The sequence below is a fragment of the Cutibacterium sp. KB22876 genome, assembly GCF_059728865.1.
The window spans coordinates 2,382,552-2,408,128 of the sequence record NZ_AP040858.1 but is presented as its reverse complement, the minus strand read 5'-3'; the positions used below and the strand labels follow the sequence as shown (position 1 = coordinate 2,408,128).

Genomic DNA, 25,577 nt, shown 5'->3' with positions numbered 1-25,577 from the left:
ATTGAAACGTTGATCGGGCGTCACCTGCCGTACATGGAGGTGACGTCCGAATCAGCGAGGGTATGGCCAAACTGATCGATCTTCTCGGGAGCACACCATGCCTTCCAGACCTTTCCGTGTTCTTGGCGCCATGGCTGTCGGGTGTCTGGCCATCACCTGTGCGCCAATTGCTCATGCTGACACCGACGACTCGCTGTCGACGAAGACTCCGTATCGCTATTCCGGTGGCGCCCTGCAGGCCCCGCCCGTCGGATTCCACCGCGTCAACACCCAGGTCGTTGCCCGTCACGGCTCTCGTGGCCTGTCGAGCTTCAAGTACGACGCTCTGACGATGGCGATCTGGGAAAAGGCCAATGAGTTGGGAGCTGTGACTCCCCTCGGCCAGGATGTTCACGCCCAGGCCATGAAACTTCATGAGGCCAATGAAAATCTCGGCAACGAGGGCACCTGGGCCCACATGGAGGCCGACGGAGTTGAGCTCAGCAAGGGCAACAAGCTCGAGAGGGGGTACGGCAACCTCACCCGGGTGGGAGCTGATCAGCATCGTCAACTGGGTGAGCGTCTGGCCCACCGGATGCCCGAGATCTTCAACGGGGAAGACAACACGGTCGTCGTGGAGTCCTCGGGAGAACCGCGTGCTGCGGAGTCCGGATACGACTTTGTCACTGGATTGCTCCATGGTGCCCCGCAGATGAGCGGGCATATGTCACGCGCCATTGAGGCCGACACCAAGACGCTGTACTTCCACAAGGACAAGTCGAACCCGGACTACAAGGCTTACAAGGAGTACCAGGACAGCAAGGAACTCTCTGATTACGTCGATGCGGTGAATTCGCGTCCGGAGGTTCGCAAGGCCGCCCGTGAGGTTCTGGAAAAGATCTATACAAAGGACTTCATCGACCGACTGGCAGCAGGGGAGTGGACCTTCGAGACCCCCGAGGGCAAGAAGGCCAAGAACGACGTCGACGCGGCCCTCAACCTGTACAACCTGTACATCATCGCTCCCTCGATGGCTGCTGAGACCAAGGTCGACTTCGCCAAGTACTTCACGAAGGACCAGGCCAATGTCTTCGCGATGTCCCTCGACGCTGAGGACTACGCCGAGAAGGGTCCCGGCTTCAAGGGATCGGACATCGCCCATCGCAATGCCCGCCCTCTTCTTAACGATTTCCTGGCCCAGATCGATCAGCAGACCAAGGACCATCCCAAGGGATCGGCGACCTTGCGGTTCGCCCACGCTGAGACCCTCGTTCCCTTCGAGGCGCTCATCGGCGCACCTGGATCTCGTACCCAGATCAGTCCGCAGGACACCAATTTCTGGCAGGCCACAGATTGGCGGGGTGCCAAGGTGGCTCCGCTGGCCTCCAACGTGCAGTGGGACGTCTTCGAGTCGGGGTCAGGGCAGAAGGTCGTCCGGATGCTCCTCAACGAGCAGCAGGCTACTTTCGGACGTGGCTGTCGTCCGATCTCGGTCAACTCATTCTTCTACACTCTCGACGAGCTCAAACATTGCCTGACTGGTGCTTCCATTGCTGATGGTGGTTGGTTGGTTAAGCCGTCTGGTGACGGGCCGTCGGCCCCGACCACGCCGGCTCCTTCCTCCACCGCTCCGACCGTGACGCCGAGCAGGCCAGGAGACTTCGCCGGGGCACTTCCGGCCACCGGAGTCTGAAAAACCACTGTGGGGACCGGTGGCCGCGGAGCTTCCGCGGCCACCACACCTCGTTGTGGGAGGCAGGTCGACTGATACCCGAATGCACAGGTATGGGAACTGCGCAAGGATGGGACCATGGTTGACGATCCCATCCGAGGCGATGAGTTGGAGCCAAGCGAGTCCGAGTCTGAGGCGCGCCATCGCTGGACTGAGCTGGCCGAACGCATCCTGGACGCCCAGGACGCCTACTACGCCAACGACGCCCCAACGATCTCCGACGCCGAGTACGACCAGCTCATGATTGAGCTGAAAAAGCTCGAGGACGATCACCCTGAGTTGAGGAGTCCGGATTCGCCCACCCAGCGAGTTGGAGCTCCACAGCGGGTGACCGATTTCGCCCCGGTGGAGCATCTGGAGCGTCTGTTGAGCCTGGACAACGTCTTCACCCGTGACGAGCTCTCGGAGTGGATGAATAGGGTCGCCACGTCCGTCGGAAACGTCCCGGATTTCCTGTGCGAGCTCAAGATTGATGGTCTTGCCGTCGATCTCGTGTATCGCGATGGTGAACTCGTCTCGGGGGCCACCCGTGGCGACGGTCGTATCGGTGAGGACGTCACTGCGAACGTCCGTACCATCAAGGCGATCCCGCAGAAACTGGCTGGTGACGACATCCCAAGCCTGCTCGAGGTACGAGGTGAGGTCTTCTTCCCGGTCGCCGACTTTGCAGACCTCAACGCCGCTCTCGTCGAGGCTGGCAAGAATCCCTTCGCCAATCCTCGTAACGCGGCCGCGGGATCGTTGCGACAGAAGGATTCGCGGGTGACGGCTTCACGTCCCCTGTCGATGATCGTTCACGGGATTGGCACCGTTGAAGGACATGAGTTTCCCAGCCAGGGACACGCGTACGACAAGCTCGCCGAATGGGGCTTGCCGGTGTCGCCGTACCTCAAGATCGTCGAGAACGCCGAGCAGGTGCATGAGTTCGTCACTTCCTGGGGAGAGTCGCGTGATGAGGCCTCCCACCAGATCGACGGTGTGGTGGTCAAGGTCGATGATGTCTCTCTGCAACGCAAGCTTGGTGCAACTTCTCGAGCTCCCCGGTGGGCCATCGCGTACAAGTACCCGCCGGAGGAGGTCAATACCGAACTTCTCGACATTCGTGTCAATGTCGGAAGAACGGGCCGCGTCACGCCGTACGGGGTCATGAGGCCGGTGACCGTTGCGGGATCGACTGTCGAGATGGCCACCCTCCACAACGCCTTCGAGGTCAAGCGCAAGGGAATCCTCATCGGAGACACCGTGGTATTGCGCAAGGCCGGCGACGTCATTCCCGAGATCTTGGGCCCGGTTGTCGAGTTGCGTAACGGTTCGGAGCGGGAGTTCGTTATGCCCGATCACTGCCCCAGCTGCGGCGCTGAGCTAGCGTACGAAAAGGACGGTGACAAGGATCTTCGCTGCCCGAACGCCAAGGAATGCCCTTCTCAACTGCGGGAGCGTGTTTTCGGGCTGGCGTCACGCGGCGCCCTCGATGTCGAGGCGCTCGGATGGGAAGCCGCCATCGCTCTGGTCGACCCGGAGAATCAGCGACCGGATGAGGGTGAGGTTGCCGAGGGGCTTCCGGACCGGCAGGTCCCGGTGCTCAACTCAGAAGCAGGGCTCTTCGACCTACAGCCCGACGACCTGGCCGAGGTCAAGGTGTGGCGTCGTCGGAAGGTGCGCGGGAAGTTGGGGCCCTGGCAGCTCGAGCCTTACTTCTTCACGAAGCCGACAACGAAGAAGCCCTCCGTTCCGACTGCCACGACCAGGAAGATGTTCGACGAGTTGACCAAGGCCAAGTCCCAGCCCCTGTGGCGGGTGCTGGTGGCATTGTCGATCCGTCACGTTGGTCCGACGGCGGCCCGGGCTCTGGCCACCCACTTCGGTTCGATCCCGGCCATTCGAGAATCATCCTTGGAGGAGCTCGCCGGGATCGACGGGGTCGGCGAGATCATTGCGGAATCAGTCCAGCAGTGGTTCGAGGTCGACTGGCATCAGGAAATCGTCAGCCGGTGGGCTGCGGCTGGGGTGCGAATGGCCGACGATCGCAACGAGGCACCTGAGCAGACCCTGGAAGGGCTGACTGTGGTCGTCACGGGAGGTCTGGAGGGATTCACCCGTGACGAGGCCAAGGAAGCCATCGTTTCCCGAGGAGGCAAGGCCGCCGGATCAGTGTCGAAGAAGACTGACTACGTCGTGGTGGGAGAGAACGCCGGGTCCAAGGAGACGAAGGCACGTGAGCTGGGTCGTCCGATTCTCGACGAGGTGGGATTCCAATACCTGCTCGAAAACGGCCCACAGGGAATCACAACCGTCGCATGATGGTCGATCTTCCCGGGTCGCCACGCGGGAAGGACACAGCTGGTAGGACATACATGTGGGCCGGGCATGAGCGCCCGGCCCATGTTGTCGAGATGAGGGCTCAGAACTCCGAGATGTTGTGAGCCACGTCGACGGTTGAGAACATTCGGTCGACCGCCGCGATCTGCTCGTCAGTACCGGTGATGCGGTGGGCGGCGGCCAGCGAGAATCCACGTCCCATGCCGAAGTACAGCGATCCGAGGGCAGCCACATCGAGAGTTGCAGCATCGGTGAAATCGTCGACCCGAGTCACCGTGGCCGGTGCCCCCGGGGCATCCACGTCGACACGCCACGTACCCTCGGCGTAGCCCATCGAGTCGGTGACGTGGAAGGTCACTGAGCCTTGGTGATCCCAACCTCGCACTGCCATCGCCCGGTCGACGTCAAGGATGCGCAGCCACCCGAGATCAGTGTGACGGGTGAACGTGACCACCCTCGGGTCCTCGACCGCCCACGGCAGCGGCGTGGCGGGATCGACCTGCGGTGCCTTGATCGTCTCGATGAGGTCGACGGAGGCCAGGAACTCCCACAGAGCCACCTCGGCGTTCGGGGTGGTTGCCACCATGTCAACGACGGTGATCTGTGAGCCGAAGTCCTTGTCGATCTCGTAAGACACGACGCCATCAGGCTCTCCCTCGTCATTGCGGTGGACGATCGAACGGATTCGACGGTTGGGACCGCCCTTCTGGGAGCTCCAGCGCCCGGAGGAGAAATCGACATGCCAGGGCTGGCGGTTGTGGGAACCACGATGGGCCTGATGGAATTCGGAGAACACCTTGAGGCGCAGATCATCGATGGCCAGCGGATCGGCCATCGACACAGTTCCGCTCGGTTCGTGGTTGAGCTTGAACCGACCATCCGCAATGATCTCGACGTTCTGAGCTCGAGTCGAGATGCCGTAGCCAAAGCGTCCGTAGATGCTTCCCTCGGTGGCTGTCAGTGCGGCGAAAGGCAGGCCCTCCTCCATGGACCGGGTGAGGGCATTCGTCATGAGGGTGCGAAGCAGCCCGCGGCGGCGGTGGCTGGCGCGCACGGTCACGTCGGTGATGAAGGTGGCTGGTTCGAGATGACCGTGTCCGGTGTTGATGGTGCTGGGGTACGCGGCCATCGTGGCGACCGGGAGACCCGGGAACTCCGGATCGGGGTCAGGCTGCCGAATCGTCCACAACCGTTCACCCTCGACACAGGTGGCGTAGTGCTCGAGCTCGGCGTCGGATGGTTGTGCCAGGTGGAAACCCAGTGCCACGGCGCGTACCACATTGTCGACCTCGTCACTGCGGGAACCGTCGCTGGTGACGAGCTCCAAGCGGTAGGGGTCGGGGACCTGAACGGATGAGGTGCTTTCAACCATACCCCTCACGCTAGCGGAGTTGATCCCTCCTGAGCAGCCAACGGGCTGGAGGTTGGTGCCATGATTGAACCATGACCTTCAAGCCTTCACACGTTCATATTGGTACTGATCACGCGGCCTTCGAGCTCAAGGAGTTCCTCGTCGGCAAGCTGACCGAGGCCGGATATCAGGTCGTCGACCATGGCGCGTCGACCTATGATTCCCTCGACGACTACCCGGACTACTGCATTCCGTGCGCTCAGGCCGTGGTGGCTGAGCCTGGTTCCCTGGGCGTCGTTCTGGGCGGCTCGGGAAATGGCGAGCAGATCGCGGCCAACAAGGTCAAGGGAATTCGTGCTGCGCTGGCCTACACCGTCGAGATTGCCGAGCTGGCCCGTCTTCACAATGACGCCAACGTCGTCTCCTTGGGGGGCCGGATGCAGACCCACGAGGAGGCTTGGAAGATCGTCGAGACCTTCCTGACGACGGACTTTTCCCACGAGGATCGTCACCAGCGTCGTATTGACAAGCTCACGCGTTGGGAGGACGAGGGCTCACTGGGCTGAACCGACCTCATCAGACTCCTTGACCGTACTGGCGGTGGCTCGACGACGAAGATGCGCTAGCACGGTCGGCCATTCCTGACCCGGATCGGGCATCTGGGAGTCAGCGGCGGGCTCTGATTGCTCGGCGAGTTCCCGTGCCCTCATGGCGCGGTCTCCATCGAGAATGGGTCCACGGCCGCGTCCGTGGTCGTGGGTGTGTCGGTGTTTGCCGTGGCCAGGGGCATTCATGTGACCATCCTGCCTCAAGTACTCGTCGCCGTACTCATCAATCCACGATTTCCGCGATTACCTCGCCATCTCATCGACCTCGAGAGGACAACCGTCTGTGCCCGAAGGCCACGTCATCCATCGTCTTGCCAACGCCATCGGTACCGCCTTCGCCGGAGAACCGGTCGAGGTCACCTCGCCACAAGGCCGTTTCGCCGAGTCCGCAGCCATGCTCGACGGAACGGTGTTGGCGTCGGCCCAGGCACGGGGCAAGCACCTTGTCATCGATTTCGACAATCATCGTGACGACCACCTGCTCCATATCCACCTGGGGCTCATCGGGAAGCTTGCGGTGGGGCCATCAGTTCCGGTGGTCGGACAAGTCAGATTGCGCATTACCGACGGAGTCACGGCTGCGGACCTGCGCGGGCCCCAGACCTGCGAACTCATCAATGACGATGACTGGGCGGTGGTCGCGGCCACGATCGGTCCAGACCCCATTCGTGACGACGCAGATCCCGAGATTGCCTGGCACAAGGTGCGACGGTCCTCCCGCCGGATCAGTGACCTGTTGTTGGACCAGAAGATTGCAGCAGGGGTTGGCAACATCTACCGAGCCGAGGTCCTCTTCCGGCATCGGATCGATCCAGCGACCCCTGGCAAGCAGATTTCCCGCTCGACATGGCGGGCAATGTGGGATGATCTGGTCATGCTCATGCGCGCCGGGGTCGAGGCAGGACGCATCGATACCGTCCAGCCAGAGCACACCCCGGAGGCGATGGGGCGACCGCCCCGCGTTGATCGCCACGGTGGCGAGGTCTACGTCTACCGACGAGAGAACCAGCCATGTCTGGTGTGCAACACGCCGGTGAAGATGGTCGTACGGGGAGGGCGTCACCTGTTCTGGTGCCCACGGTGCCAACGTCGGCATCACTGACGGTTGAGTCAGGTCTGGAGGTCAAGATGAGCCACATCAGCGTCGGTCAGCCGTGGACCCTGGTGTCATGCCAGGAGTCCGCCGACGATTCTTCGTGGATGTGGACTCACCCGTGCGGGGCGGTGCTGTCCGCCCGGCTACGCCAATCCGACGAGGTCGAGCTCATTGCCGGAATCACCATGCCTCCTGGCATCGACACTGCGGAAATGACGGTTCCCGGTCCGATCTGGATCCCTGACGATCCGCTCCCTGCTGCTGTGTGGGCGGCTGGGGCTCACGGCCTCGTCGTCACCAGAACATGCCGCGACGAGCATCCGGCACTCATGGTTTGGCGGCAAGACATGGGGGATTCATGCGCGGTGGACGAGGGCGTCAGCCTCCTTGGCAGCGAGATTGCCCTGGCCCCGGGCAATTCCCGGATGGCGTTGTGGCGTGGTCGGCTCACGGACGACATCGGGGAGGCGCTGGGCTCCCTTCCTGCGTGGTTGCCAGCCGAGACCATTGTCGATCAGCCCGAAGAGATGGTGTGTCACACCCCCGATGCGGGCATTCTCGTCGATGGGGCCGAACACACCAGCGAGACGATTGGCCCGCTGCCGGTGGGGGCGCATGACCTGGCAATTCATGAGTCCAGGGGAGCCACCCGAGTGTTGATCGGTTGGTCACCCGATCTGGCCACGGCTGTGGGCGCACGGGTCGACGAGATTCTTTCCGGTTTTGACCCACGTACCGTCACTGGACCACAGATGTGGCTCCTCATGAGTGCAGTTGGTATGAGGGTCGCACCATTTTCCGCTCTGGAGATGGCTGTTGAGGGCCTCGAGAATGTCTTGTCACGGCCGTTCGGTTCTGCTGATGATCACGTTGCTCGGCTTCTCACCTGCTGTGCAGCATTCAGGCTGGGCCATCGCATGAGTGATTCCGAACTGCGCGACGAGGGATTGCGCCGGTTGTGGGAACTGTCATTGGACGAGCCGGGAACGTTCATGTCCCGCTGTATCGCCTCGGCCGAGCTGGCGACGTTGGTGCCCGAACACGTGTGGGTCAATGTCGTCTCGGGCGAGGGGGAAGACCCGCTGGTACGTGCCGAGAGGGCCATTTGGACCGGCAGGTGCGCGAGCCGGGATGCCGACGAGGCCGTGTGGGAGCTGGGAGCTTTCCTCCCGACCGTTCCTGGCGGGCCTCTTTACGCGCAGGGCCATCGCGTCTCCAGACGCCGGGCCGCGCTCGCTCATGCCATGACGACGGTGTGGCCAGAGGAGCTGACGAGTTCGTTCGGCTCGCCCCGGGTGGGGGAATTGCGCCAGCGGACGTTGCGACGCCTCCTCGTCAGTGAGCATCTGGACGACGAGGATCTGGCTCTCCTGACATGGTGATGTCGCCGAAACGAGATTTGTCAGGATCATGAATCCGTTGGAAAAGTCTCATTTTGCCTCGGTTGTGCCATTTTCAGTAGGCAAGAACGGCTGTGCAGCGAATGAGGTTCTGGTTGTGTCCGCGGCACGTGGCACAGTTGGGACGTGACTTCGTCCCATTTCGTACCTGAGACGCGAGCAGCAACGACAGCCCGGACGCGATCCGGTTCGCAGTCGACCCCGAATCCGAGGTCGATGCCGGTTGTCGTCATACCGCGATTGATGAATGTTGCCGTCCTCCTCATCGTGCTGCGCCTGGTCTTCAGCCGCACGACGTGGGTTGGAGTCGCGAACAACCTGTTCTCGGTGTTCATCTTCCCGATCGACGGTTTCGGTTGGGCGGGGGCCGTCGTCCTGGTGGTGCTGGCGGATGCGCTGTCGAGGCGCAAGAGATTCGCCTGGTGGGTGAGCATCATCCTCTTCGGGCTGATGTGGCTCGTTGCGGCCACGTTTTTCGTCGTTGTTGTTGCCGAGGTCATCATGGGTGGCCCGACGGACACCTTCAATGACCTCGATCTCGCGGGGTATCTGTTCAACGTCTTCTCAGTCGGCTGGATCCTCGTCGCCCTGCTGACTCATCGAAAGGACTTTGCGGCACACACAGTTCGGACCAATCTCGGCAAGGCCATCGCCGTCCTCATTGGCGGGCTGTTGGCGACCGGCTTTATTGGCTGGTTGCTGGTCTCCCTGACCGGTGGTGTCGGACGGCCTCGTAACCGGTTGGTGCGCATTGTCGGTCGGATCATTCGCGGAAATGGTGCCGAAATTGCACCTGCTCCCACGTCTCCGCACTGGGTGCAGGAAGTGATCTCCTTCCTTCTCGCCCTCGTGCTGGTGGCCGCTCTTGTCGTCATGCTGCGATCTCAGCGCAACATCGCCATGATGAGCCTGTCCGATGAGCTGCGCCTGCGTCGGCTCCTCGAGGAAAATCCGGCGGACTCCCTCGGCTATTTCGCACTGCGTCGTGACAAGGCCGTCGTGTTCTCGCGAAACAGCCATGCGGCAGTGTGCTATCGAACCGAAACAGGGGTCGCACTGGCCTCGGGGGATCCCGTCGGCCCAGTGGATCAGTGGCCCGGTGCCATTGAGGCATTCCTTGACGTCGCTCACACTTATGGTTGGGTTCCGGCCGTCATCGGCACTTCTGAGGAAGGTGCGATGGCATGGACCCAGGCCGGACTCAAGGCCATGCGCATCGGCGACGAGGCCATCATCTCTCCCGCCGCGTTTAGCCTCGATGACCCCGACCTCAAGCCGGTCCGCCACACCGTCACCAAGTTGCGCGCAATGGGGTACACCACCCGAGTGCGTCGTCATGAAGACATCGACCCGCAGGAGCTTCAGGGGCTCATCGACCTCACTGACAAATGGCGTCAGAATGGTGACGAGCGAGGGTTTTCAATGGCTCTTTCCCGTCTGGGAGACCCGCTCGACGGGCGATGCGTCATGGTGGAGGCGCTGTACCCCGACGACGGTCCGCGTGCTGGCCAGACGGCAGGAATTCTCTCCTTCACCCCTTGGGGCAATGACGGATTGTCCCTGGACGTCATGCGTCGTGACCTGGACGGAGCCGACAACGGAGTCACCGAGCTCATGGTCGCCGGTCTCATGGCTGCCGGACCGGAGATTGGTATCAGGCGCGTGTCGATGAACTTCGCGGTCTTTCGCGAGGCGATCGAGGAGGGTGCCCGCGTCGGTGCTTCCCCGGTGCGTCGTCTCAACCGCTGGCTTGTGCTCGTTGCGTCGAAGTGGTTCCAGATCGAGCAGCTCTACCGCTCCAACGTGAAGTACAAGCCGAGCTGGCAGACCCGCTACCTCAACTTCACCGATACTTCTGACCTGGCGCAGATCGGTGTGGCGATGGGTATTGCCGAGGGCCAGCTCGACATTCCGAGTTGGATCTACCCGGTGGAGCCGCCGCCCCAGCCGATTTACTCGATTAGCGGTCACCCCGAGATCGCGGAATTTCTGGCTGAGGAACGCACTCCCACTCTTCTTCAGCGGCGGCTCCCGGAGCAGGTTCGTACCCGGATGGCCACGCGTGAGCGGCTCCTCGAGTCCGGGGCGGAGGCATACCCTCCCGACTGCAAGCCCGATCACCGTCCTGGCGACGTCATCGTCGAGCTGACCGGTCAGGAGATGACGGTCTCCGGGCGGATCGGTGCCTGCCGCGATCACGGCGGTGTCATCTTCGTCGATCTGTTCGACTGGACCGGGTCCTGCCAGTTGGTGATGGAGCGTGACTCGCTGGGAGCCGACAGGCTTCGGGAATTCCGGCATGCGGTGTCTCTGGGAGACCACCTCGTGGCATCCGGGACCGTGGGGGCTTCCCGCAATGGAACGCTGAGTTTGGAGACGGCGTCGTGGCGATTGGCGGCGAAGTCCCTGCGACCATTGCCGTCGCGGCGGTCGGGATTCAACGACCCTGAGGCGAAGGTTCGGCAGCGTTACCTCGATCTCATTGTCAACCCGGGCGCTCGTGATCAGTTGAGGGCTCGCTCGAACGCCATTCGTGCGGTGCGAGAAACCCTGCTGAGTCACGATTACATCGAGGTCGAGACCCCGATTCTGCAGACGATCCATGGTGGCGCGAATGCCCGGCCGTTCCGCACCCACATCAACGCTTACGATCTGGACCTTTACCTGCGCATTGCCCCGGAGCTCTACCTCAAGAGGCTCATGGTTGGCGGAGCTGGACGAGTCTTCGAAATCGGCCGGAACTTCCGTAACGAGGGAGCTGACGCCACGCACAACCCCGAGTTCACGATGTTGGAGGCCTACCAGGCCTATGGCGACTACGTGCAGATGCGTCATCTCACGCGCGCGATGATCCTGGCAGCGGCGCGCAACGCTATCGGTCACACCGTGATCCGAGGGTGCGACCGCAAGGGCGTTGAGCACGAGATCGACCTGGCAGACGACTGGCACGTCATCACCGTCAACGAGGGAATCTCGCGAGGACTGGGGGAGGAGGTCACCGCCGACACCCCCAAGGAGAAACTCCTCGAATACGCCAACAAGCTTGGTATCGCGACGATGCCGAAGTGGAGCCGCGGTGACGTCGTCCTCGAGCTGCACGAACACCTGAGCGAGCACGTCACCGTCGAGCCGACCTTCTTCTGTGACTTCCCGACCGACGTCTCCCCACTGACCCGCCAGCATCGCGACGATCCGCGCCTGGCCGAGAAGTGGGACCTCATCATCTTCGGGTCTGAGGTAGGTACCGCCTACACCGAGCTCGTCGATCCCGTGATCCAGCGCGAGCGGTTCACCGCCCAGTCATTGCTGGCAGCCGGTGGTGATCCGGAGGCCATGGAGCTCGATGAGGACTTCCTGGAGGCTCTCGAATACGCCATGCCGCCATCGGGTGGGATGGGCATGGGCCTGGACCGTTTGGTGATGATGCTGACGAATGCATCAATTCGCGAGACGATTGCCTTCCCACTGGTGCGTCCGCGCATCTCGTGAGGGTCTAGACAAGTGTGGTGTGAGACAGGGGATTGTCATGAGTGAGAATACTGACGCCAGCTGTTCCGACGGGTGCGGTCACAAGGCTCTTGACTCTGCCCACGACGCCTTGACGTCGGTTCGGGAGCTGGGCGGACGGCCAATTCGTGTCGTCTACGACGATGGTGAAGGGCCCGATCACAACGTCGACGACCCGGTTATCCTCCTCATGGCTGGCGCCGCGGCGTCGAGCGACTTCTGGACACCGGTCGTGGACCGTCTGCAGAATCTCGACGTCGTCAGCTATGACAGACCAGGGCTCGGCGGAACGGTCTGGTCCGGACACTATCCGGACCTCGACGAAGAGGTCGCCAGCCTGAGGGACTTGGTCGGGGTCATTCAAGGGCATTGGGACACCAAGGAACCACGGAAGGTCATTCTCGTCGCCCACTCCATGGCGGCTTTCCACGCCGAGGCCTTCACCCGTATCCATCCTGACGTCGTCGCCGGAATCGTTCTCGTGGACCCGTCGGTGGAATGGCCGACTCATCCTCCGCGCGAACACAGCATTGCGCTGCCCAAGGCCGTCCACAAAGTGATGGATTCGGTAGCGGGCTCGTTGGGCCGCGCCGCTTTTGCCGTTGGCGTGGCGGCACAGACGATGAGGTCCGGGAAGTTGGTGTGGCACCAATTCCACGAGCATCGGCTGTACCGGGTTTACGGAAGTCCTGACGCCATGGCGATGGCGGTAGCTGAGTGGATTGGCTACGACCGGCAGGCATGGGACCTCATGGCCGTTCGTTCAGACCATCCATGGCCGGGACTGCCCACGGTGCTGCTGTCAGCGGTGTATTCGGGTCAGGAACAGGAGCTGGAGTTTCACGAGCGTCTGGCTCCGATGCTCGGCGCGAAGTTGGTCGTCGTTGAGAACTCCCATCACCTCATGATGTTGGATCGCCCTGAAGTCATCGCCGACGCCATCCGATCGGTGTCGAAGTGACGGAATTGGCGTTGGAGAGGTGTCTCATTGGCCGAGTGACGGGGTGTTCCACTAAGCTGTCGATGTTCTCGTTGCGATAGACGTGATGAGACGGGGCGTAGCGTAGTGGCTAGCGCGCCTGCTTTGGGAGCAGGAGACCGCAGGTTCGAGTCCTGTCGCCCCGACGACAAAACCCCTAGTCAACTTATGGTTGGCTAGGGGTTTGTTTGGTTCGTGCGACAGCTAGAAGCCGAGTCCCTGCGCCTTCAGGGCAGAGCCGACGGCGGCGCCCAGCATGGTGGAGAACTCGGAGCCGGCGCCGCGGAGGAAGTTCTTGGTCTTGCTCTTCTTCTCGCCCGATTGCTCGGCCATCTGCTGCAACTGCGCGACCACTTCCGCGGCCAGTCTTTCTGAATCCGGCCACTGCCCGGAGGTAACGCGTCCCTGGGGCAGTACGTCGGTGACCGCGGCCCGCAACACTTCGCCGCCCCATGCGTTCACAAAGTCAACGACCAAGAATTGGTGGTTCAGGCGGCGCAGGGCCCGGTGTGTGGTGGGCAAGTCCAAGCCAGACTCTTGGGCCACTCGGGACGCCTCGGCGCGGCCTTCCTCGTCAGTGAGCCGCACGGCCGCGATGAGCGTCGGCAGGTCTTGGTTGCCCCAAGTGGGGGGAAGTAGGTTTGTGCTCACTGCTCATCCCGAGTGAGAAGCGTGCCGCCCAGATCCGTCAGGGGGCCGTCCAGTGTCTTCAGGTCCGCGTCCTCGGGGGCGATGACGTCCAACCGGATCGTGCCCAGAGTCGCGTTCTTGCGAAACTTGTACCGATGGGAGCGGATCAGTTCCTCCGCGGTCTCCAGGTTAAAGCTGTTCCCGTGCTCGAACTTGTAGGTGCGTTGAGTATCCATGCCGACAGGATGGCACAATCTGGCGACCGTCCGCGGGCATGACGACGGCCTGGCCGGGCTTGGCGACGGTGGACAGGGCCCGGCACGCCGAACAGCTGGCGTTTCACGGCGTCCAGCGGGGCGCACGAGGTAGCCGCACCGAGCATGAACTGGCCCGTGGTCAGCCTGCCCAGCTCGATGGCCTTCCAGTCGGCGCCGTTCATCACGATGCACAGCGGGGCAGTGCCGTGGGCGTCCAGCTCGCCGAGCGCACGACGCACGCTGACAATCGCGCTGGTCTGGATGCTGCCCGCCGACAGCTTGCGCAGGTAGCCGAAGGATCGGCGGGACGGTGACATGGGCGGGCCTTCAGGCATGCGATGCGTGCGACAAGCACGCCAGAAAGTTGCTCACGTTTGCTCACACCTGCACACCCTAGACACTGTCCCAAAATGCTGTCTGGCTACGCTAGACAGCGGCGCAATTCCCTGTGGTGTCGGCTTCGTGGCTTCAGCATCCAAGGCAGGTTCGAGTCCTGTCGCCCCGACTCTGTTCACCCTTGTCACAACGTTTTGTGCAGTGGGTATGGCCCTATCCAGAGAACGGTGAACGGCTCTGCTGATTTCTCGACGGTCGCTGTGACAAGGGGAGATCCGCTCGACTGAGTGAATGTCTTGATGGGCTCGGTACGGAACAGTTCGGGCTGTCGCAACGCTGACGCTGAAGGTTGTATGACAGGGAATCCATGTGGACCCCCGTACATACCATGCTGGCTGCAGTTGTGCCGAGGCTGAAGGAACAGCACGGTTCCGAACCGCGGGACAACATTGATGCGACTCACTGGTCTACGTGCTGTTGGCGGACCCATGTTGCCGGGCTGCCCCGAGAGGCTGGCGCGTGGAAGACCCGACAGAACGGTTCACGACCGGCTCCACGACAAACGGCGCACCCCGAGGAATGCGCCGTCGCCGTGGAGACGTGGAGAGATCAGGCCTGCTGATCGACCTGACGGTTGGTAGCTGAAATCGATTTGAACAGGGCCACCATGAGCCCGACGAGGCCGACAGAAAGGCCAATGTGCCCGAGGCCGGCGATGCCGGAGATGGCAGGGGAGACGTCGGTATGTCCGTTAACTTGCATGATGCCGTGCACCACGAGCATCGCGATGGTCAGCAGGAGACCGAGGTTGAATCCCCAAAAATACGTGGCGAAGGCACCGCGGTGCTGCGACAGAGTGAATGCCTGCTCTAAGAGGAGCGCGATGAGGGTCAGCATGAAGCCCAGCGCCAGACTGTGGGTGTGCACCACCTTGAGCTGGGTCCAGCCGGTGAAATCGTGGGCCTTGGTGAACTCGCGGTAGAACACTCCGCCGACCAGGCCAATGACTAACCAGGTCGCCGCGCAGGTTGCAAGCTTCTTCAACGGTGTCATGAGGCCATCACATCATGGGAATCGGCTGTGGACATGGTCCGAAAGGTTGATATCTGGGTGACGAGCGGACGGGTTCAGGACGTTCCGACGTACCGTGCCACGACGGATGTGACGTCAACGGTCAATCCATGTATACTGTTGGGGTCCCGTTGGGGACATGCGGATGTAGCTCAATGGTAGAGCCCCAGTCTTCCAAACTGGCTACGCGGGTTCGATTCCCGTCATCCGCTCCTAGAACATCACTCTGGATACAAAGAATCCTGGCCTGACTGGACGGTGTACGGGGTGGCGTTTTCCGTGTTCTGGAGCGGTTTTTGATCTGTGGCGACTGATCCTGATGCCCCTTGATGGACTCCTGGAGACGGCTGATTAGGCCCTCGGAGAGTCCTCTCGGGGGCTTGCTCAGCAGGTTGAGGCGCGAAGCGTCAAAAAGTATGGGGCTAACGTCAATATGTTTTCCGAAGCCATGCACCGATGCCGTATGTAGCGTGGGAAAGCGCAATCATCGGGGCGCTCGTGTTTTTCGACCTTGATACAGAATGTGCCACAGTCGTGGGATAGTCGGTCTCATCTTGTATAAATTGGCGTAGTGTTCAATGCAGATTTTGTTTAACGCCTTTAGAACGATCAAGGTGGGGTGTCCAGGAGTTGAATTGCCCTGGACACCCCACCTTTGCTCTGATGCGGCTATACCACCGGGATTTCCCAGACAGGGGTGCGCATCTGGTCTGTGGCCAGATAACGCTCCACAGTGTTGCGCTGCGCTGTGGCTCGTTGTTTGAGAAATGTTGACTGTGACTGGTTCATTGGTAGGTACTGGTTGATGACCCAGGCTCGTGGCGTAATGCCAGCACGGGCGAGGTCATCAGCGAGTTCCTTGGCTTCCAAGATCGGAGTTGACTCGGGAAGCGTTACCAGGATTGGGAATGTCCGGCTCTGATCTCTCAGACGCATTAGAGCGGTCAGGGTGCCATTACTCCCTTCATCTGCCCCGGATTGGCGCAGGAGCTCTCGGTGATAGGAACCCGTAGCGTCCAAAAGCAGCAGGGTGTGTCCGGTGGGAGCTGTATCGATGATGACCCAGCGGTGGTCGGCTTCTTCTAGGACAGCAGAGAACGCTCTGAAGACAGCAACTTCTTCCGTGCATGGGCTGGCAAGGTCCTCGACAAGCTGTGCTCGGCCATCAGAATCCAGTGTCGCACCCTTTGTGTTGAGCACTTCTCGACGGTACTCTTCCACAACCTTGTGAGGATCGATGCTGACCACATCGAGACCTGGATATTTCTGCGGAAGAGTCACATCCAGGTGCGAGGCCGGGTCAGTGGTCGCCAGAAGCACAGGCAACCCCTTGCGAGCGACAGAGATGGCAAGAGCCTGCGCGACGGTCGTCTTACCTACTCCACCTTTACCCATAGCCAGAACGACTTTGGGGCCGCCTCCTACGATCTTTTCTGTTGCCTGAGACAGGGCAGATTGCACCGCCTCGTTAACGTCGACAACTTCGGCGGAGGGCAGTTCCTCAAGGCCGGCCACGCTCTCGTGGGACTGCGGGGCAACAGTGGTCAGTCCCTTGATTCCCATGACGGGTTCAGGGTTCATGGGAATCGTGAAGCATGCCAATCCACTGAGCACTGGATGGGTAGTTGCGAGTCCATTTAGGACACTCCGCTCGCCGAGCATAAGCCTACGGTGGAGCGGGTCATTGCCTGCTTCGGGCAAGAGTGCGTTGACAACCAGCGCCTGCGGATTAACCCCGAGTTCCGAGAGCTCGCTGGCTGCACGCTCAGCCTCCTGGAGAGTGGAATCTTGAGCACGTGCCACAAGCACCAAAGTGGTCAGAGCAGGGTCCTTCAGTGTATTGACCGCATCGTCGTAGGTCTGGCGATGCTTATCGAGTCCCGACAACGGACCAAGGCAGGAAGCATCACCAGTTCCCTTCTCAATGAAAGACGACCAGTCACCCGGCAGTGCGAGCAGCCGCAACGTGTGGCCTGTGGGTGCGGTGTCGAAAACAATGTGATCGTAAGCATCGACAATGTTCGGGGAATCGAGGAAATCAACAAACCTGTTGAATGAGGCGACCTCCACCGTGCATGAGCCAGAGAGCGTCTCCTCGGACTCGCGCAACACTTCGGGCGGCAGGAGATGACGAACTGGCGCAAGAATCGACTCGCGATACTTTTCTGCCTCCATGTTCGGGTCAATCTCGATCGCATCGAGCTCGACCTCCATCCCCGTGTCCCTGGCAACAACGTCGCCTAGCGCAGTAATTTCAGATCCGATAGGTTGCCCGAAAACCTGTGCAACATTTGATGCCGGATCCGTCGACACCAGCAAGACTTTGCGCCCTTGTGCAGCAAGCGAAAGGGCAGTAGCGCATGACACCGTCGTCTTACCGACCCCACCCTTGCCAGTGAACATCAGAAACTTTGTTGTTGGCGGCCACTGGCTCAACAGCATCCCGAAGCACCTCCACAACACGACGAGCCTGCCACTGGAAGCTCCGATCGGCCGTCACGTGCAACTTGAGAATCGGAGGTGCCTACAGAATCCCGACGCGCCCACGCACGCAATTGTGTCAGGGTGGGATACACGCCCTTAAGGACGATCTCGCCGTCAATCACCACCACGGGAAGAGAATCCGCCCCTTCAGACTCAAGCAACTCACGCACAACCGGAGTGGACGCAAAGTCCAACGGAGCACTGGCCAAATTGTGCCGCACCACGTCCAGTCCTTCCTTCCGCGCGGCACTCACAGCCGCCGCCGCATCAACGACTTCCTGATTAACGTCCTCTCCGCATACGCCCGACGAACAGCACATCGTCGGATCAAAGATCTCGATCTTGGTCATCTCCTACCTCCACATGTCATATCGATGAGTGTCGATACGACACATACTACACCTACATATCGAAATCTATCAACATGTGGCATGATGGAAGGGTGAACGATAGTTACATGTGCGCTTGCCCTGTGGGCGAGGTGACCTCGCCGTCAACGTCGCTTGAAGCTCGGGTGGAGCAGTTCAAGGCATTGGGTGATATCACCCGGCTGCAGCTAGCTTTGATGGTCAAGCAGGCGGCACCGTCCCCAGTGTGTGCATGCAACTTCCCTGAAGCCTTCGGCATAAGCCAGTCGACGATCTCCCATCATTTAGGCAAGCTGGTCAAAGCAGGGGTTCTCGAAAGACAGAAGCGAGGGAAATGGGCGTACTTCACGCTCCATCCAAGCTTTGATCACAATCTTCTTGAAAACCTTGAGTCAGGAGTCGCCATGAATGTCAGTGACACAACCTCAGAAACCACAATCTTGTTCGCCTGCCGGCAAAATGCTGGGCGTTCCCAGATTGCCGCAGCGTTAGCTAAGCAGCTTGCGCCAGAAGGTGTGACGATTCTGTCGGCAGGATCCGAGCCTGCTGATGCAGTTCATCCCGTCGTCGTTGAGGCTCTCGCCGAGATTGGCCTCCAACCCGATTCTCAACCCAAACCACTAGACCCCGCACAGGTGAAAACGTCTGACTGGGTCGTCACCATGGGGTGTGGCGAAGCCTGTCCCTTCTTCCCAGGCGTCCATTATCAGGATTGGAAGATCGACGACTCCAGCGACCGTTCACTCGAAGAAGTCCGGGGCATCATTGACCAGATCAGAACACGCGTCCAGGAACTGCTTGACACAGTCTCCCAAGGGTAATCCCCATGAGCCTCTCTGGTTGCAAAGAGTCTTGGTGCAACTAGGAAGGTCGCCGGGGCCGTGTTTATTGCTCTCGCGCAGCTTCCGGAGCTCTAGCAACAGCTGCATTGAGCCAGTGAAAAGCTCCTGGCGGAGCCCCAATGTCGCGTCGACACTCCTTCATTAACAGTTCTGTTCCCTGCATTGCGTCGCCTAATAGCAGCAAAAGCTATAGGCCTTGCCGCCACACTCAGCACCCCGCAATTGCCCGCACACCCGAAGCCTCACAAGTCCTCGTCGACCAGGCCACCATTCACCCCGACGACGCTATCGCCATCAGGTTCAACAACGGAGCAACACACTGACTCAACAGGATCCTTCACCCAACGCGCTCCCGTCATATAGTTTCCCTGTCTTCCGGACGACGTGCACCCACGGGCTCGAACTGTGCACCCAGCACGGCTAGATACGCACCCACCGGGGCGCCAACCGCACCCATCCCGAACTTTGTATCCATCGTGACCACCTTTGGTCGCTGATCGCCCCGAGCCGTCTGGCACGGGGCGAATTTCTTTTATCAGCACGAGGCTCCCCGCATCAGCTCCATGACGACCTGATGGCTGCGTTCCAGACTCGGCAGCGGCAGGAATTCGCATCGGGAATGGAAATTGTGGGCGCCGGTGAAGAAATTCGGGGTGAAGATGCCTTGGGTGGACAGCCAGGAGCCGTCGGTCCCACCACGCATTGACCGGTGGATGGGCTCGACTCCCACGGCCGACATGGCGTCGAGCAATCGTTGGGCAGCGATCGCGTTGTCGGGGGTCTTGGAGTCTTCGAGATTGGCATAGATGTCCTCGAAGGTGACGTCGATCCGCGCCCGAGGATGAGCTGCGCGCACTTGCTCGACGACATGTCGAATCTCGTCCTTGCGCTCCTCGAAACGGGCACGGTCGTGGTCACGGATGTTCAGATCAACTGTCGTCGCCGACTGGTCGCCGTGGATGGCATCGACCCAGATGTAGCCCTCGCGGTCCTTGGTGCACTCCGGAGTCTGGGCCGGGTCGAACCTCCCGATGAGGTCGTGGGCAACGAGGATCGGATTGACCAGAACGCCAAATGCGCTCATCGGATGGGCTGCAACTCCCTCGATCACCACCGTCGCGTAGGCGGCGTTGAAGGTGGCCTCGACCACCTCACCGAGCTCGCAGCAGTCCAGGGTGTACGCCCAGTCGACCGGGAATCGCTCGAGGTCCATCGTCCGTACTCCGCGCAGTCCGATCTCCTCATCGGGTACGAAGGAGAGGTACACCTCCGGATGAGGCCGCGAATCGGCCATCAATGTGACGACAGCCTCCATCACCGACGCCACGCCAGCCTTGTCGTCGGCCCCCAGCACGCTGGTTCCGTCGGTCACCAGGATGCGTTGGCCCACGTAGGCGTCGATCTCTGGGTGTTCCTCACGGCGGATCCACTGGTCACCACCCAGGTGGATGTCCCCACCGGGGTGTTCGATGATCCGGGCGTAGACGTCTGGGCTGAGGCCTGAGTCAGCGGTGTCAAGGTGGGTGCAAAAGCCGATTGTCGGCGCCTTCGTGCCATCAGGCAGGGTCGATGGGATCCGTGCCGTCAGCACGCAGGTGTCGCTGAGATGAATGTTCTCGACGCCGGCTTCCTCGAGTTCCGTGGCCAGCAACTGCGCAAATTCCCACTGCCCCTGCGAGGAGGGAACAACGGTGGCGGAGGCGTCACTCTGACTGGATATTGCGCTGTAGCGTAGGAAACGAGTGGCGAGAGCGTCCTGGAGCTCGATGGATGTAGTGCTCACGGCGGGCTTCCTCTCATGGGCGAATGCACGGACGAATCATCATCGGGATCATTCCAGAATCTGCGTGCGGCCGAGGGGAATAGTCGGCATGGGCGTGGTGACACTGGAAAAACGCGGGTAGCGGACCATCAGATCACTTCGAAGGCGTCTCATTGGCTCGCATGCCACCACATCGCTAGAATCGGATGGAATGTGTGTTCCCTGAAACGGGGACGACAGAATCGGAACCACAGGAGAAACTTCGTGCCCAGCACCCTTGAGAAGCTCAGCACCAACCGTGTGAAGCTCACGATCGAGATGCCCTTCGATGAACTGAAGCCCAGCCTTGACAAGGCCTACAAGGACATTGCCGACCAGGTGAACGTCCCCGGCTTCCGTAAGGGAAAGGTGCCGGCTCCGGTCATCGACCAGCGTTTCGGCCGTGGCGTCGTCCTTCAGGAGGCCATCAACGACGCGCTGCCCGCCGCTTACGGCAAGGCCGTCGAGGAGAATAAGGTCGTTCCCCTTGGTCAGCCCGAGATCGAGGTGACCAAGCTGGAGGACGGTGAGGTCGTCGAGTTCACCGCAGAGGTGGACGTCCGTCCTGAGTTCGACCTGCCTGATCTCTCCGCCATCTCCGTCGAGGTGCCCGCTGTCGAGGTGCCTGACGAGGACGTCGACGAGCGCGTCGAGACCCTGCGCCAGCGTTTCGCCACCAACACTGAAGTCGAGCGCGCTGCCGCCAAGGATGACCTCGTTACCATCGACCTGGCTGGGACCCGCGACGGTGAGGCCCTGGAGGACGCCACCGCTTCCGGCGTCACTTACAAGGTGGGCTCTGAGGGCATGCTCGAGGGACTCGACGAGGCGGTCACCGGTCTGAAGGCCGGCGAGTCCGCCGACTTCCACTCCACTCTCGTCGGTGGCCCGCTGCGCGGCCAGGAGGCCGACATCAAGGTCACCGTCACCAAGGTCTGCGAACAGGAGCTCCCGGCCGTTGACGACGACTTCGCCCAGCTCGTCAGCCAGTTCGACACCGTCGACGAGATGCGTGCCGACCTGCGCACCGCCCTCGAGAACATGGCCCGTCTGGACCAGGCTGCCGACGCTCGTGACAAGGTCCTCGAGGAAGTTATCTCCAAGATTGACATCGAGCTGCCGACCGCCCTCGTCGACGCCGAGCTTGAGGCCCGTCGTCAGCAGGTCAGCCAGCAGCTGACCCAGGCTGGCATGACGGTCGAGGAGTACCTCGAGGAGTCCGAGGAGGAGGCCGACAACGCCGACGACTTCTGGGCTGAGATCGAGAAGCGCTCCCTCGACGCCCTCAAGGCTCAGGTCGTCCTCGACAAGATGGCTGACGACGACGAGATCGGCGTCGAGCAGAATGAGCTGACCGAACTGCTCTTCCGCAAGGCTCAGCAGAACGGAACCTCCCCTGAGGAGGAGGCCCAGCACATGATGCAGCACAACCACCTGCCAGACTGGATGCAGGAGATCCGTCGTGGCAAGGCTCTGGCCTCGATGGTCGGTACTGCCACCGTCAAGGATTCGAAGGGTGAGGCCCTCGAGCTCGACCGCATCCAGCCCGACGGCACCATTGCCGACAAGCCGGCGGAGACCGAGAACTCCGACGAGGAGGTCGAAGGCAAGACTGAGGCTTCCGCCGAGGAGGCCAAGGCCGAGAAGAAGCCCACTGCCAAGAAGCCCGCTGCGAAGAAGGCTCCGGCCAAGAAGCCCGCTGCCAAGAAGACGACCTCCAAGAAGGCCGCCGATAAGGACAAGGCTGACGAGAAGCCTGCTGCCAAGAAGCCGGCCGCCAAGAAGTCGACTGCGGCCAAGTCGACCAAGTCGGCTGCCAAGGAGGACAAGTCTGAGTGACGATCCGGGACGGCAGTCCCCTAGGATCGACATGATCCGTTGATGACCGGCGTCGTGCGGGTTTTCCGCGCGGCGCCGGCTTCATGTCAACCTGAGGAAGTCCGATGAGCAAACGCCCCTCACGCACCCCACGGCCTCGACGCCGGATCTCCGTTACTCCCGCCACCCGTCAGTTGCGCAATGTGCGCCAGATGGTGGCCGACGACATCGCGGTGGCCCGCGCTGTCGAGCGCGGCGAGGTCGAGACCGACGAAGCAACGCTCGAGGAGCGCCCGACTCATGGCGCGACGAGTGCCAAGATGGCTGCTGAGTCCGGTCTTCAGCCTCAGCCCAAGGACGAGGAGAAGGCCAAGGCTGCGTCCAGCAAGCACGGCTTGCCCAAGGTTACGATCGTCCTTCTCACCCTGGCCGCAGCGTGGCTCGGGCTGAGCTTCCTCCACGAACTCTCCAGCGTCATTGCGCCGCTGTTCTTCGCCCTGAACCTGCTCATCACGGCATACCCGATCCACACCTGGCTCGTAAAGCACAAGTGCCCGAGGTGGATTTCCGCCACATCAGCCGGCACCGTCGTCGTCATCGTGTTGGCAGCGGGAATGGCTGGAATGGTGTGGTCGGTCGCGGCCATGATCAACCAGCTGCAGAGCTACATCCCGCAGATGGAGAAGACCTACACCCAGCTGTTGAACTGGTCGACGCAGCTCGGCTACTCCCAAGAGGTCATCACCGAGAAACTCAAGGAGATTGATCCTCAGCAGGTGATGTCGGTCGTGACATCCTTGGCCTCGGACACCACGAGTGTGGTGACGATGATCGTCGTCATCCTGACGGGCATGATCTTCATGGTCATGGACACCCCGCAGATGCACGATCGTCTTCGTCTGGCTGGTAAGCGGAAACCCGACGTCGTCATCGCCCTCGAGTCCTTTGCCAGCGGTATTCGCAAGTACTGGCTCGTCACGACGGTGTTCGGTCTCATCGTTGCGCTCTTCGACTGGGCGGCCCTGCTCATTATTGGTGTCCCTCTTGCCGGGGTGTGGGCGTTGTTCAGCTTCCTGACGAACTACATCCCGAACATCGGCTTCATCATCGGTGTCATCCCGCCGGCCCTGCTGGCTCTCTTCGGCGACGGTTGGGTTGCGGCACTTGCTGTGATCATCGCTTATTCCGTGCTCAACTTCGTCATCCAGTCCATCATTCAGCCGAAGTTCGCGGGTGACGCCGTCGGCCTGACTCCGACGATGTCCTTTGTCTCCCTGTTGTTGTGGGGCTGGGTCTTCGGTGCGCTGGGAACCCTCATCGCTCTACCGTGTTCGCTGCTCGTCAAGGCGACCCTCATCGACCACGACCCGGGCGCCCGGTGGGCCAATGCTCTCATCTCCTCCCGACCTACTGAGGGCCTTGAGGATAACCCGGATGAGGAGCATGCCGACCTCGTCGAGGACCGCTGAAGGCGAAAGCCCCTGGAACTGTCGTTCCCACAAGGTAGGTTCAGAATCGTGAACCACAACACTTCGATCACTTCCCAGGGCATGCCCGCCATGGCCGGCCCCGAGACCGGCGGTGCCGGGATGACCGACAACGTCTACCAGTCGTTGCTGCGCAACCGCATCGTCTTCCTCGGGTCCGAGGTCAAGGACGAGAATGCCAACGCGCTGTGCGCCCAGATGTTGCTGCTCAACGCCGAGGATCCCGAGGCTGACATCTACCTGTACATCAACTCCCCGGGTGGCTCGGTCACCGGCGGAATGGCGATCTACGACACCATGCAGTGGATCTCCAACGATGTCGCCACGGTGACGATGGGTATGGCTGCCTCAATGGGCCAGTTCCTGCTGACTGCCGGTACCCCCGGCAAGAGGTACGCCCTGCCGCATGCCAAGATCCTCATGCATCAGCCTTTGGGTGGCGTCGGCGGTACCGCCACGGAGATCGCCATCAACGCCAAGATGCTCAAGGACACCAAGCGGGAGCTCTCCCAGCTCAATGCCGACCACTCCGGCCACACCTTGGAGCAGATCCTCGAGGACTCCGACCGTGACCATTGGTTCACCGCTCAGGAGGCTCTTGAGTACGGGCTCATCGACCACGTCTACAGCAACGCGTCGCAGCTCCGCGGCGACGCCCCCAATCAGTGAGGTGACCATGGGATTCAACGCCTTTGACAGGAGTCGGCTGGCCGCCTTGAACGCCGAGCAGGCCGAGCAGGCTGCTCCTGGTGGGCTGGCCCCGGCAAGTCCGCGCAACGACTACTACATCCCGCAGTGGGAGGAGCGCACCTCCTACGGCGTGCGTCGTGTCGACCCGTACACCAAGCTGTTCGAGGATCGCATCATCTTCCTCGGCACCCCGGTGACCGACGACATCGCCAATGCCGTGATGGCTCAGCTGCTGTGCCTGCAGTCGATGGATGCCGATCGCCAGATCAGCATGTACATCAACTCGCCCGGTGGCTCCTTCACCGCGATGACGGCGATCTACGACACCATGAATTACGTGCGTCCCGATGTTCAGACGATCTGTCTGGGCATGGCAGCCTCGGCTGCGGCCGTGTTGCTGGCTGCGGGGGCGAAGGGGCAGCGTCTGTCCCTGCCGAACTCGACCATTCTCATCCATCAGCCGGCGATGGGTCAGGCCACCTATGGCCAGGCCACCGACATCGAGATCCTGGACGACGAGATTCAGCGCATCCGCAAGCTCATGGAGGGCATGTTGGCTGATGCGACCGGTCAGAGCGTCGAGCAGGTGTCCAAGGACATCGACCGCGATAAGTACCTGACCGCCCAGGGCGCCAAGGAGTACGGCCTGATCGACGACGTCCTCACCTCTCTGTGAGGTCGCCGGACTAGTTCTCGTCCGGCGTGTGGTGGCCCTCGAGTCTCGAGGGCCACTGCAGGGTTCCTTGTCGTCACCCAACACGGGAGGCGACAACGACGGGGTAGATACCGTCCACGGCTATGGTGGACGGCGCACACCTCGGG

The 25,577-nt window shown here is 61.3% G+C and carries 20 protein-coding genes and 2 tRNA genes; 14 read left to right on the top strand and 8 right to left on the bottom strand.

The genetic code is table 11. The features are described 5' to 3' along the window. Nucleotides 1–97: 97 nt before the first annotated feature. Nucleotides 98–1,672, top strand: coding sequence for a histidine-type phosphatase (locus tag AC6I1W_RS10955; RefSeq protein ID WP_117188604.1), 1,575 nt, complete (start codon nt 98–100; stop codon nt 1,670–1,672). Nucleotides 1,673–1,789: 117 nt separating this feature from the next. After that, the gene (ligA, locus tag AC6I1W_RS10950) at nt 1,790–4,012 is read left to right on the top strand and encodes an NAD-dependent DNA ligase LigA (RefSeq protein WP_117188606.1); all 2,223 of its coding nucleotides are present in this window, start codon (nt 1,790–1,792) and stop codon (nt 4,010–4,012) included. Nucleotides 4,013–4,112: 100 nt separating this feature from the next. Here ligA and AC6I1W_RS10945 read toward each other — a convergent pair whose 3' ends face one another. Continuing rightward, nucleotides 4,113–5,402: a GNAT family N-acetyltransferase gene (locus tag AC6I1W_RS10945; protein ID WP_065673363.1), complete on the bottom strand. Its 1,290-nt coding sequence runs from the start codon at nt 5,400–5,402 to the stop codon at nt 4,113–4,115. A gap of 71 nt (nt 5,403–5,473) precedes the next feature. On the opposite strand from AC6I1W_RS10945, the gene AC6I1W_RS10940 reads away from it, so the two are divergent. Beyond that, on the top strand, nt 5,474–5,947 hold the full coding sequence (locus AC6I1W_RS10940; protein ID WP_016665831.1) for a ribose-5-phosphate isomerase: 474 nt from the start codon (nt 5,474–5,476) through the stop codon (nt 5,945–5,947). Here AC6I1W_RS10940 and AC6I1W_RS10935 read toward each other — a convergent pair. After that, nucleotides 5,936–6,175: a hypothetical protein gene (locus AC6I1W_RS10935; RefSeq protein WP_065673362.1), complete on the bottom strand. Its 240-nt coding sequence runs from the start codon at nt 6,173–6,175 to the stop codon at nt 5,936–5,938. The genes AC6I1W_RS10940 and AC6I1W_RS10935 overlap by 12 nt on opposite strands. A 97-nt stretch (nt 6,176–6,272) precedes the next feature. Between AC6I1W_RS10935 and AC6I1W_RS10930 the strand changes: the two genes are divergently transcribed. From AC6I1W_RS10930 to AC6I1W_RS10910, 5 genes are all read left to right on the top strand, one after another. Further along, entirely contained in the window at nt 6,273–7,091 is an 819-nt protein-coding gene (locus AC6I1W_RS10930; RefSeq protein ID WP_021107701.1) for an Fpg/Nei family DNA glycosylase, read from the top strand. A gap of 98 nt (nt 7,092–7,189) precedes the next feature. After that, entirely contained in the window at nt 7,190–8,467 is a 1,278-nt protein-coding gene (locus AC6I1W_RS10925; RefSeq protein ID WP_171048549.1) for a hypothetical protein, read from the top strand. A gap of 261 nt (nt 8,468–8,728) precedes the next feature. Further along, the gene (lysX, locus tag AC6I1W_RS10920) at nt 8,729–11,974 is read left to right on the top strand and encodes a bifunctional lysylphosphatidylglycerol synthetase/lysine--tRNA ligase LysX (RefSeq protein WP_493536957.1); all 3,246 of its coding nucleotides are present in this window, start codon (nt 8,729–8,731) and stop codon (nt 11,972–11,974) included. Nucleotides 11,975–12,011: 37 nt separating this feature from the next. Further along, on the top strand, nt 12,012–12,953 hold the full coding sequence (locus tag AC6I1W_RS10915; RefSeq protein WP_270236738.1) for an alpha/beta fold hydrolase: 942 nt from the start codon (nt 12,012–12,014) through the stop codon (nt 12,951–12,953). 91 nt (nt 12,954–13,044) lie between these two features. Next, a tRNA-Pro gene (locus AC6I1W_RS10910) sits at nt 13,045–13,117 on the top strand. A 58-nt stretch (nt 13,118–13,175) separates the two neighbouring features. On the opposite strand, the gene AC6I1W_RS10905 is transcribed toward AC6I1W_RS10910, so the two are convergent. From AC6I1W_RS10905 to AC6I1W_RS10895, 3 genes are all read right to left on the bottom strand, one after another. After that, nucleotides 13,176–13,622 (bottom strand): hypothetical protein, encoded by a 447-nt coding sequence (locus AC6I1W_RS10905; RefSeq protein WP_270236737.1) that lies wholly within the window; start codon nt 13,620–13,622, stop codon nt 13,176–13,178. Beyond that, nucleotides 13,619–13,837 carry a hypothetical protein gene (locus AC6I1W_RS10900; RefSeq protein WP_270236736.1) on the bottom strand — a complete coding sequence of 73 codons (219 nt, stop codon included), beginning with the start codon at nt 13,835–13,837 and terminating at the stop codon, nt 13,619–13,621. The genes AC6I1W_RS10905 and AC6I1W_RS10900 overlap by 4 nt, the downstream gene beginning before the upstream one ends. Nucleotides 13,838–14,803: 966 nt before the next feature. Further along, on the bottom strand, nt 14,804–15,247 hold the full coding sequence (locus AC6I1W_RS10895) for a DUF2871 domain-containing protein (protein ID WP_069102668.1): 444 nt from the start codon (nt 15,245–15,247) through the stop codon (nt 14,804–14,806). Nucleotides 15,248–15,406: 159 nt separating this feature from the next. On the opposite strand from AC6I1W_RS10895, the gene AC6I1W_RS10890 reads away from it, so the two are divergent. Further along, nucleotides 15,407–15,477, top strand: a tRNA-Gly gene (locus AC6I1W_RS10890). A gap of 457 nt (nt 15,478–15,934) precedes the next feature. Here the strand turns inward: AC6I1W_RS10890 and arsA are convergent. Both arsA and arsD read right to left on the bottom strand, forming a co-directional pair. Continuing rightward, nucleotides 15,935–17,707 (bottom strand): arsenical pump-driving ATPase, encoded by a 1,773-nt coding sequence (gene arsA / locus AC6I1W_RS10885; RefSeq protein ID WP_065673425.1) that lies wholly within the window; start codon nt 17,705–17,707, stop codon nt 15,935–15,937. After that, nucleotides 17,698–18,099 (bottom strand): arsenite efflux transporter metallochaperone ArsD, encoded by a 402-nt coding sequence (arsD, locus tag AC6I1W_RS10880; RefSeq protein WP_016665816.1) that lies wholly within the window; start codon nt 18,097–18,099, stop codon nt 17,698–17,700. Before arsD ends, arsA begins: the two co-directional genes overlap by 10 nt. Before the next feature lie 164 nt (nt 18,100–18,263). Here arsD and AC6I1W_RS10875 point away from each other — a divergent pair, with 164 nt between their 5' ends. Then, nucleotides 18,264–18,938 (top strand): metalloregulator ArsR/SmtB family transcription factor, encoded by a 675-nt coding sequence (locus tag AC6I1W_RS10875; protein WP_270236735.1) that lies wholly within the window; start codon nt 18,264–18,266, stop codon nt 18,936–18,938. A gap of 556 nt (nt 18,939–19,494) precedes the next feature. Here the strand turns inward: AC6I1W_RS10875 and AC6I1W_RS10870 are convergent. Further along, complete coding sequence (locus AC6I1W_RS10870; RefSeq protein WP_270236734.1) at nt 19,495–20,742, bottom strand: peptidase T; 1,248 nt, start codon at nt 20,740–20,742, stop codon at nt 19,495–19,497. Between the two features lie 243 nt (nt 20,743–20,985). Between AC6I1W_RS10870 and tig the strand changes: the two genes are divergently transcribed. The 4 genes from tig to AC6I1W_RS10850 all read left to right on the top strand — a co-directional run bounded on the left by tig (nt 20,986) and on the right by AC6I1W_RS10850 (nt 25,431). Then, nucleotides 20,986–22,599 (top strand): trigger factor, encoded by a 1,614-nt coding sequence (gene tig, locus AC6I1W_RS10865; RefSeq protein ID WP_270236732.1) that lies wholly within the window; start codon nt 20,986–20,988, stop codon nt 22,597–22,599. Nucleotides 22,600–22,790: 191 nt separating this feature from the next. Continuing rightward, a complete protein-coding gene (locus AC6I1W_RS10860) occupies nt 22,791–24,047 on the top strand; it encodes an AI-2E family transporter (protein WP_270236760.1) in 1,257 nt (418 codons plus the stop codon). Nucleotides 24,048–24,128: 81 nt separating this feature from the next. Beyond that, the gene (locus AC6I1W_RS10855; RefSeq protein WP_002516946.1) at nt 24,129–24,734 is read left to right on the top strand and encodes a ClpP family protease; all 606 of its coding nucleotides are present in this window, start codon (nt 24,129–24,131) and stop codon (nt 24,732–24,734) included. A gap of 7 nt (nt 24,735–24,741) precedes the next feature. Then, nucleotides 24,742–25,431, top strand: coding sequence for an ATP-dependent Clp protease proteolytic subunit (locus AC6I1W_RS10850; RefSeq protein WP_016665810.1), 690 nt, complete (start codon nt 24,742–24,744; stop codon nt 25,429–25,431). Nucleotides 25,432–25,577 lie beyond the last annotated feature (146 nt).